This window comes from Acidomonas methanolica (assembly GCF_004346035.1).
GTDB classification, from domain to species: domain Bacteria; phylum Pseudomonadota; class Alphaproteobacteria; order Acetobacterales; family Acetobacteraceae; genus Acidomonas; species Acidomonas methanolica.
In genome coordinates this window covers 24,852-34,538 of sequence record NZ_SLZN01000028.1, presented here as the reverse complement: position 1 = coordinate 34,538, position 9,687 = coordinate 24,852, and the positions used below count along the sequence as shown (strand labels likewise).

Genomic DNA, 9,687 nt, shown 5'->3' with positions numbered 1-9,687 from the left:
CGTCTGCACGAACTGTTGCCGTGGAATTGGCGGCCTGTGGTAACACCTCACAAACAGGCAGCTTGATCAAGGGCGGTCTCAAGCGGCCGGTTACGGTGTGGCTGCGCGGATTCTCTGCGGACGGCTGGGAGACGGATGGGCGCGGTGACGGACGGCACGCCGAAGACCGACCATCCCGTCCGCTCAACCAGCCGTTCCAGCGCCTCCGTGCCGAGCAGCGAATTGCCCTGCGCGTTCAGTCCCGGCGACCAGACGGCGATCGACGCCACCCCCGGCGCGACGGCGAGAATGGTGCCGCTCACCCCGGACTTGCCCGGCAGGCCGACCCGTGCCGCGAACGCGCCGGACCCGTCATAATGCCCGCACAGCATCATCAGCGCGGACACCACGCGCGCCGTCCGCGCCGAGATGCCGATCTGTCCTTCGCGCGCGGCGCGCCCGCCCTCCATCAGGAACCGCCCGGTCTCGGCAAGCTGGCGGCAGCTCAGCCCGATCGCACATTGAGCGTAATATTGCCGCAGCACATCCGGCACCTGATGGCTGATCGTGCCGAAATTCCGCATGTAATTGGCCAGCGCCTGATTGCGGAACCCGCTTTCATATTCCTCGCGCGCCAGCGCCTCGTCGACACGCGGCTCGGACCCGTCCGTCACCAGCGAGCGCATGAAGCCGAGGAAACGCCGCCGCGCCGCGCCCTTGCCGAACTGCGAGAGCAGCGTGTCCGTCACCACCAGCGCACCGGCATTGATGAAGGGATTGCGCGGAATGCCGTTCTCGCTCTCCAACTGCACGATGGAGTTGAAGGCGTTCCCCGACGGCTCCTGCCGCACGCGTTCCCATAACACCTCCCCCGCCAGCTCCATCGCGAGCGTCAGGGCGAAGACCTTGGAAATGCTCTGGATCGAGAAGCTCTCCTCCGCCTCCCCCGCCACATGCATGGTCCCGTCCGCCTCCAGCACCGCGATGCCGAATTTATGCGGATCGACCGCGGCGAGAGGCGGAATGTAGGAGCACACCGCACCCCGCTCGGGCGCCGCGCGCATCTCCGCCGCAATCTCCTGAATGATCCTCGTGATGTCCATCATGCCGCCCGGAAAAAAGAAATCGGACGCGACGATATGGGGAAGGACGCAGCATGGAGAACCACGCATGAATGGGGCCATGTCATGCGCCAGACGCATGACACCTTCAGGGAACAGCGTGACGCGAGATCAGGGGATTCCCGCCCTTTGGCGGGAGCAGGGCGACGCCCCCGCTCCCATGCTACCGCCGCAGCACCCCGCAGGCAGAGGACGGAACCCCGCCATCGAGCACGTTCCGCGCGAAGGCGATCGCATCCGACTGCGCGCGTGCCCGCACCGGCGTATGCTCCGCCCCGCGATAACGCTCCACCGTCACGTTCGTCCCCGCCGCGCAGAGATCCTGCGCCAGCCGCTCCTGCGCCATGACCGGCACCTGCGTATCCCCCGTGCCGATCGCCAGCATCACCGGCTGCTTCAGCGCGAGCGTGGGATATTTCGTCCAGGCGATCGCCGGGGCCAGGGCGCGCGCCGCCTCCGGCGTCAACGCATTGGCCGGGGTCAGGCCGTCACGCTCGGCGGCGACGAACACGTCGCTGCGGCATTCCTTCTGCGCGATGTGATAGGCGGGCAGAGCGCGCGGCGTGAAGGCGCGATCCGGCTGGAAGGACGGGTCCGCCCTGCCCAGGGACGCGCCGAGAATCAGCGCATGGGGGACGCTGGGCGAGAAGCGATGGGGATTGCCGCTCCCCGTCAGGAAGTCCGGATCGCGCGCCGGGTCCGGCGGCGCGATGGCGATCGTGCCCGCCACCTGCACGTCGGGCGCGTACTGCGCGGCGATGCCTGCCGCCGCCAGCGCGCCCTGCGCACCCTCGTCATGCCCCTGCAACACGACGCCGCTGCCGAGATCGGACACCGCATGACGCGCGGCGCGCACGGAATCCAGCATGGCCATGCCCTCGGAGCGCGCATTGAGAAAAAGCGGCGCGCCCGCCTCGCCGAGGCCCGGATAATCCGTCGCCACCACCGCGAAACCCGCCCGCAGCCACGCGCCGTAGAACGCCGCCTGCGGTCCGCCGATGCCCATGACCGAGGGCGCGCAGGTCAGCCCGATCCCCGTCGAACCATGCCCCCAGGCCATGACCGGCCACCCGCCGCGCGGGGGGCGACCGTACGGCACGATCAGCGTCGCCGAGACCGCCACCAGCTTGTTCGGCAGATGCGCGTCGGTCGAGCGGTAGAGCAGCCGGTAGGTCGTCCCCGGCGCGTCGCTCGGCGCCGGGCGGAGCGCGATCATGTCCCCCGCCGCGACCGGCGCGGAGAGGGACAGATCATCGTCATCCCCCGCGTTGTGGCAGGCGGCGAGCGCCAGCAGCAGGGCGGCGCAGGGCAGGAGAAGACGCATGAGACGAGGGTTCCTTGGCGGCGGGGACGCGGCGGCGTCAGTCGTGATGGGTATCGGCCGGGGTGCCGGGCGGATAGGGCGGCAACCAGGCGGGCGGCGCCGGCAGGGCGGCGGGCTTGTCCGCGAGTTCCTTCATCAGCACGGAGACCGCGGTCTCGAGCTGCCTGTCATGCCCGGCCAGCAGGTCGGCGGGCGTGTTCTCGACCACGAGATCGGGATCGACGCCGTGATTCTCGATCACCCATTGCGATTTGAGATCGTACAGCGCGTCCTCGGGAATGGAGACCGAACTGCCGTCGATCAGCGGCCACATGCCGCGAATGCCGCGCACCCCGCCCCAGGACCGCGTGCCGATCAGCTTCCCCAGCCCGTATTCGCGGAAATAATAGGGGAACATGTCGCCGTCCGAAGCGGAATAATGGTTGAGCAGCGTCACCTTCGGCCCGGCGATCAGTTGCGCGGGCAGAGGCACGCCGAAGCCCAGGCGGTTCGTGCTCATGCCGATCAGCACGCGGCGCAGGCGTTCGAGCAGGATCTCGTCCACGTTGCCGCCGCCGTTCCAGCGGTCGTCGATGATGACCGCCCGCCGGTCGAGCTGGGTGTAGAACTGGCGGATGAATTGCTGCATCCCCAGAGCCTCCATGTCGGACAGGTAGATATAGGCGACCTGCCCGTGCGAGAGGCGATCCACCGTCTCGCGGTTATGCTCGATCCACGCCGCCTCACGCAGCGAAAGCTCGGAGGCGACGGGCTCGACCGTCACCTCGCGCGTCTTGCCCGCCAGCTCGGACGCGACCGTCAGCGTCACCGGCCCCTTCTTGCCGACGAAGAGGCTGTACGGATCGACGGGCGCGCGCAGCTCCCGCCCGTCCACCGCCAGCAGCCAGTCTCCGTCCTTCACGTCGATCCCCGGCGCGGCCAGCGGCGCGCGATAATCGGGGCGCGTGTTGTCGCCCTTCAGGATATGCGTGAGGCGATACCGCCCGGCCGCCTCGTCCAGCGCGAAATCCGCGCCGAGCAGTGGCGTGGCGAAGGCGGGCGGCCCGTCATGCGCCGGGGCGGTCTGGGCATAGGTATGGGAATTGCCGAGTTCGCCCTGGATCTGCCCGAGCAGCCAGCCGGAATCATAGGCCGAGCCGAGGAGCGGCAGGAACCGCGCATAGGAGTCCCGGATCTTCGTCCAGTCCACGCCGTTCATCTTCGGGTTGTAGAAGAAATCCCGCTCCAGCCGCCACGCCTCGCGGAAGGCCTCCGCCCATTCCTCCGGCGGCGTGACCGTCGCCGTCATCCCGTCCGTGGCCAGCTTGTGCGCCTCCGCCTTCGGCTTCGCATCGGCGATGAACCAGTCCGCCTTGCGGTTGAAGAGCATGGTCTTGCCGTCATAGGACAGCGTGAGGGCGTCGAAATCCTCCAGCACCGTCTCGTCCTTGCGCGCGGCGAGATCGTAGCTGTGCAGCGTCGGCTTCTGCGCCTCGGGGCTGTCATCATCGACGCCCGGCGCGGGATAGGTGGCGTAGAACAGCAGGTCCCCGGCGACCGTCAGCCCGCCGGCACCCTGCGCGATCCCCGGCAGCGGCACGGCCCGCGTCAGCAGATGCTCGAAATCCGGGGACGCGGCCTTCCCGCCCTGCGGCGCGGATTTCGATCCGGCTTTCGGCGCGTCTTTCGGCGCGGAGGCGGGGCCGGATTCATCGGAGCGCACCGGGAACGGCGACGGCCCGTCCGCGGCGATCGGCGCCACGTAGATCCCCGTGCTGCGGACGGACGCTCCGTTGAACTCGCGGTCGTCCATCAGAGGCTTTTCGATCCGCTTGGAGAGGAAATAAAGAAACCGGCCGTCTCCGGAGAATTGCGGCGCGCTGTCCTCGTCCCTTCCGCCCAGCGGCGTCAGCGTCCCGCGCGCGATGTCATAGACGAACAGCCCGCGCGCGCCCGCGCCGCCCGCACGATGCATCGAGAAAGCGAGATATTTCCCGTCAGACGAGAATGCCTGGTCGTGGATTTCCTCCATCCGGTCCTGCGCGACCTGCACGGGTTCGCCATCGAGCGTCATGATCCAGAGCCGGTGCAGATTGTCGGAAAAGGCGAGGCGCCTGCCGTCCGGGGAGAAGAGCGGGCCATAGCGATACCCGTCCTTGAACCGCGTCAGCGCCCGCGCCGCCCCGCCCGCCGCGGGACGGAGCCAGATCTGCTGCTCGCCGCCCGCATCGGAGGTGTAGGCGATCAGCGCGCCGTCGGGCGAGAAGACCGGATGCTCGTCATCGGCGTCCGTGCTGGCGGTGAGGTTGCGCACCGCGCCATGTTCGGCGGGCAGGGTGTAGACATCGCCCCGCGCCACCAGCGCCGCGCGCTTGCCGTTCGGCGAGAGCGCGTAATTCTGCTGACCCGCATAGTCGCTGGAGCGGATCTGGTCCCCCGTCGCGACCGGGCGCGGCATGGTGCGCGTGCCATCATCGGGAATGGCGACGTCGATGCGATGCACGGTCTCCGAAGGGAGGTCCATCATCCAGAGCGCGCCGCCCTGCTGGAACACCACGCCGTCATCGCCGAGCGAGGGAAAATCGACGTCGAAATCCGTGAAATGCGTGACCTGCCGCGTCCGCCCGGTCTCCACCTCATAGGCCCAGAGATTCGCCCGCCGGTCCGGCGCGTGATCGGAGAGGAAATAGATGACGTTCCCGGCCCACATCGGCTGGGTGCTGGTGCCCGACCAGTCGGTCAACTGCTTGAGCGCGTGGCTGTCCAGATCGTAGCGGAACACGTTCTGCGCCATGCCGCCATTATAGCGCTTCCAGGTGCGGAAATCGCGATAGATGCGGGTCATGGCGATGGAATGCCCGTCCGGCCCGTAGGTCAGAAACCCCGTCCCGTCCACCGGCAACGGCTGCGGCAGCCCGCCCGCCAGCGGCACCGTATAAGCACGCTCGTCGCGCGGATTCCACCCCTGCCGCCGGGAGAGAAAGACGATCGCGCGGGAATCCGGCGTCCATGTCACCACCAGATTGTCCGGCCCCGCGCGATCGGACATATGGGGCGCGACATCGGAATGGAAGGTCAGCCGCCGCGCTGGGCCGCCTTCCGCCGGGATGACGTACACATCCTCGTTGCCCTCATAGGAGGCGGTGAAGGCGATCCATTTTCCGTCCGGCGAGAATCGCGGCGCGAAATCCTGCCCCGGATCGGAGGTCAGCCGCCGCGCGAGACCGCCCTGCCGCCCCACAGACCAGAGATTGCCATGGGCGACGAAGACGATCCGCTCCCCATGCACCGCCGGGAACCGCGCCAGCGCCCGCGTGCCGTCCTCCGCCCGGGCGCTCCCCGCTCCCATCCAGAGCGCCAGCCCGGCCGCGCCCGCGCACAGGGCGAGGCGGACGAGACCACCCGGCCGCGACAAGGGATGTGCGGGCGTGAGAGTCTGGGACAACGGACCATGGGGCATAGACGGCTCCTCCGGAAATGGCGGCCTACCCTTTCGAAGCCCGCGCCCGCCGTCAAGGCGGCCCGCTTCTCATCGCAGAAGAAACGACGTGATGATGTCGGTGAACGGGCCGAACGGCGGCCGCAGGAACGTCGCGGCGTTGCAGCGGCCCTGCCGATAGATGCCCCGTGCGTGGGTCAGGGCCAGAAACCCCTCCTTTCCATGATACGCGCCGATCCCGCTTTCTCCCACGCCGCCGAACGGCAGATCATCCTGGGCGCAATGCAGCACGACGCCGTTGATCGTGACATTCCCTGAGACCGTGTGGTTCAGAACCTTGTCCTGCAGGGCGCGGTTTTCACCAAAATAATAGAGCGCCAGCGGGCGTGACCGCGCGTTGATGAAGGCGATCGCCTCCTCCATCGTGCGATAGGTCAGCACAGGCAGCACGGGACCGAAGATTTCCTCCTGCATGACCGTCATCTGGGGGGTCGCGTCCAGCACGATGACGGGCGCCAGCACATGGGCGCCGCTCCCGTCATCCGCCCGGTCAGGCCCCAGACGAATGATGCGCGCGCCCTGTTCCTCGGCATTGCGGACGAGGCCGCTCACCCGCTCGTAATGATGCCTGTTGAGAAGAGCCGTCGAATCGGGCGAACCCGCGAACCCGGACGGGTAAAGCCTGCCCACGGCCTCCTGATACGCGGTGACGAACGCATCCTGATCGTTCACGTGAACCAGGACATAATCAGGCGCGATGCAGGTCTGGCCGCCATTGATCAGCTTGCCGAACGCGATGCGATCGGCCGCGCGGCCCATGGCACAGCCGGGTTCGATCACGACAGGCGACTTGCCGCCCAGTTCCAGCGTGACGGGGGTCAGATTGCCGGCGGCCGCGACGGCGACCTTCCGCCCGACCGTCGTGCTGCCGGTGAACAGGAGATGATCGAACGGCAGCGCTGAAAACGCCGCGCCCAGCCCGGCATCCCCCGTCACCACGGCGGCCTGCTCCGGCGGGAACGCGGCGCGGACGATCTCCGCGATCACCGCCGAGGTGGCGGGCGTCAGTTCGGACGGCTTCACCATGGCGCGGTTGCCGGCGGCGATCGCGGTCGCCAGCGGGACGAGCGACAGGGCGACAGGGTAGTTCCACGGTGCGATGATGCCCACGACCCCGACGGGCTGGTGGATCACCCATGCCGTGCCGAACTGGAAATGGGGAGAGACCCGGCGACGCTCCGGCTTCATCCAGCGACGCAGGCGCGGAATGAGGTAGTTGATCGCCTGTATCAGCGGGATCAGTTCCACCACGGCTGTCTCGCGTTCGGAGCGCTGACCGAAATCCGCATTCAGGGCGCGGGTGATATCCGCCCGCCTGCGCAGGATCTCCGCTTTCAGGCGGCGCAGATCCTTGCGCCGTCGCGACAGGTCGGGCGGCCCGGCGCGCAGAAAGGCCGCCCGCTGGCGTTCCAGAATGAGGGAGAGATCGTGCGGTGTGACGGTCGGCGCAGGCGTGTCGGACATGGCGTCCTCCATGTTTACATGAGCAACTTCATGTGCGAGTTAGACACGGCGCATTCATGGCGTCAATTAAAGTTTCGCCTGTCAACATAGAGTCACGGATGAGTGAACTGAAAGACCGTCCCTACCATCACGGCGACCTGCGCCGTACCCTGATCGACACGGCTCTGGCCATGCTGGCCGCCGACCAGAACTGGACGTTCACCCTGCGGGAAGTCGCCCGCAGGGCGGGCGTCAGCCACGCCGCCCCCTACAAGCATTTCCGCGACCGGGACGTTCTTCTGTGCGAACTGGCCCGGATCGGTTTTGCCCGGCTTGCGCAGGTCATGACGACGGCAACCTCCTCCCCCGAATTCTCCCCCCGCAGGAAATTCCTCGAAGGCGCGCAGGCCTGCATTGACTTCGCCCTCCGGAACCCCGGTCTCTATCGCCTGATGTTCAGTTCGGATGCCGACAAGACGGCGGACCCGGCATTGCATGCTGCGGCGATGAGCGCGTTCGGCCTCCTTCTGGGCGTTCTGGAAGACGGTCAGAAAACCGGCTGTTTCCGCCCGGCGCCGATCGGCGCACAGGCGGCGGCAGGCTGGGCGCAGGTGCATGGGCTGGCCCTGCTGGCCCTGAACGGGCAGCTCCTGGAGGAAAAAGTGGGCGCGGAGCCGGTTCGCGGCGCTCTGGACGTTCTGCTCGACGGGTTGTGCCTCGGAAACTGACCGGAGCCGGCCGGAGTGGGGCAAAGGCTGAAATTCAGGACCGGAAGAACGGCCCGCTCTTCACCTCCGCCGCCCGAGACGCTATGTCCGGGTCGATCCGGACGAACCGAAGCCACTCCCAAGGACACTGAGTCATGAGCGACACCCCGCCCGACCGCCTCTGCGCCAGCCCCGGCAGCCCCTTCTTCGACGAAGCCCTGCTCGAACGCGGCGTCGGCGTGCGCTTCAAGGGCGAGGAACGCACCAATGTCGAGGAATACTGCATCAGCGAGGGCTGGGTGCGTCTCGCCGTCGGCAAGGCGCTGGACCGTCGCGGCCGCCCGATGGCCATCAAGGTCTTCGGCCCCGTCGAGGTCTGGTTCAAGGACGACGCCCCCGCCGCCTGACGCGCCATGTCTCCCCGCCGCCTCCTCATCGACACCGATCCCGGACAGGACGACGCCGTCGCCCTGCTGCTGGCCCTCGCCTCGCCCGCGGAGCTGAGCGTCGAGGGAATCACCACGGTCGGCGGCAATAGCGGCATCGCCAACACCACCCGCAACGCGGCGGCGATTCTCGAACTCGCCGGACGGACGGACATCCCGCTCCATGCGGGGTGCGACGTGCCCCTCCTGCGCGCCCCGGTGCGCGCCGACCATGTGCATGGCGAGACGGGGCTCGACGGCGCGGGGCTTCCGCCGCCTTCCACGCAGCCCGGCGCGGCCCATGCCGTCGATTTCCTCATCGGCACGCTCCGCGCCGAGCCGCCCGGCGCCTTCACGGTCGTCACGCTCGGCCCGATGACCAATCTCGCCCTCGCCCTGCGCATGGCCCCGGATATCGCCGGACGCATCGCGCGGGTGGTGTCCATGATCGGCGCGTGTTTCGAGGGCGGCAACATCACGCCGAGCGCCGAGTTCAACGCCTATGCGGACCCCGAGGCCGCCGCCATCGTCTTTTCGGCGGACATCCCGATGACGGTTCTGCCGCTGGACGTGACGCATCAGATGCGCGGCACGCGCGCGCGCCTCGACGCTTTCGCGGCGTCGGGCAACCGCGCCGGGCGCTGCGTGGCCGGGATGCTCGGCTTCTCCGAGCGGTTCGACCTGAAGAAATACGAGTCCGACGGCGCGCCGCTGCATGATCCCTGCACCATCGCCTGGCTTCTGCGCCCCGATCTCTTCACGGGCCGGGAGGTGAACGTTGCCGTCGAGACGCGCGGCGACTTCACCTCCGGTGCGACGGTCGTCGATTACTGGCGCGTCACGGATCGGCCGCCTAACGCGCTCTATCTCCGCGACGGCGACGCCGACGGGTTCTACGCCCTGCTGACGGAGCGCCTCGCGCGCCTGCCCTGATCGCGCCGTCACCGCGTTCCGGGGCGCGAGGGCGCTCATGCAGGGCGCTGCCCTGCACCCGCCAAAGGGCAGTCGCCCTTTGGATACCCCTGGCTTTCAATAAAGCCAATTCCACCTCCTTAAAATAAATAGAGTGAAAATATATTTTATATTTGACGGTGCAGTCTCGCCGAGGCGCTTCGTTTTCAAGTCTAATACTTCAAAATAAAGTAGACGGCGAATATCCGCGCCGACGCCGTAGCGCCCCCCTTCCCCCGTGGCCGGTTCTGCGCCACTC

Annotated in this window: 7 protein-coding genes; 3 read left to right on the top strand and 4 right to left on the bottom strand. The window is 67.8% G+C overall.

Annotated elements, in window-relative coordinates:
- Nucleotides 1-47 precede the first annotated feature (47 nt).
- The 4 genes from EDC31_RS14590 to EDC31_RS14575 form a co-directional block, all read right to left on the bottom strand.
- Nucleotides 48-1,181 (bottom strand): glutaminase, encoded by a 1,134-nt coding sequence (locus EDC31_RS14590; protein WP_243697809.1) that lies wholly within the window; start codon nucleotides 1,179-1,181, stop codon nucleotides 48-50.
- Between the two features lie 82 nt (nucleotides 1,182-1,263).
- Nucleotides 1,264-2,424, bottom strand: coding sequence for a lipase family protein (locus EDC31_RS14585; protein WP_042055790.1), 1,161 nt, complete (start codon nucleotides 2,422-2,424; stop codon nucleotides 1,264-1,266).
- A 37-nt stretch (nucleotides 2,425-2,461) separates the two neighbouring features.
- A complete protein-coding gene (locus EDC31_RS14580) occupies nucleotides 2,462-5,863 on the bottom strand; it encodes a S41 family peptidase (RefSeq protein WP_042055787.1) in 3,402 nt (1,133 codons plus the stop codon).
- A 69-nt stretch (nucleotides 5,864-5,932) separates the two neighbouring features.
- Nucleotides 5,933-7,366 carry a coniferyl aldehyde dehydrogenase gene (locus tag EDC31_RS14575; protein ID WP_042055802.1) on the bottom strand — a complete coding sequence of 478 codons (1,434 nt, stop codon included), beginning with the start codon at nucleotides 7,364-7,366 and terminating at the stop codon, nucleotides 5,933-5,935.
- Nucleotides 7,367-7,464: 98 nt separating this feature from the next.
- On the opposite strand from EDC31_RS14575, the gene EDC31_RS14570 reads away from it, so the two are divergent.
- The 3 genes from EDC31_RS14570 to EDC31_RS14560 all read left to right on the top strand — a co-directional run bounded on the left by EDC31_RS14570 (nucleotide 7,465) and on the right by EDC31_RS14560 (nucleotide 9,410).
- The gene (locus EDC31_RS14570; RefSeq protein ID WP_042055786.1) at nucleotides 7,465-8,073 is read left to right on the top strand and encodes a TetR/AcrR family transcriptional regulator; all 609 of its coding nucleotides are present in this window, start codon (nucleotides 7,465-7,467) and stop codon (nucleotides 8,071-8,073) included.
- A 134-nt stretch (nucleotides 8,074-8,207) separates the two neighbouring features.
- On the top strand, nucleotides 8,208-8,459 hold the full coding sequence (locus EDC31_RS14565; protein ID WP_042055784.1) for a DUF3297 family protein: 252 nt from the start codon (nucleotides 8,208-8,210) through the stop codon (nucleotides 8,457-8,459).
- A 6-nt stretch (nucleotides 8,460-8,465) separates the two neighbouring features.
- A complete protein-coding gene (locus EDC31_RS14560; RefSeq protein ID WP_042055781.1) occupies nucleotides 8,466-9,410 on the top strand; it encodes a nucleoside hydrolase in 945 nt (314 codons plus the stop codon).
- Nucleotides 9,411-9,687: the final 277 nt, after the last annotated feature.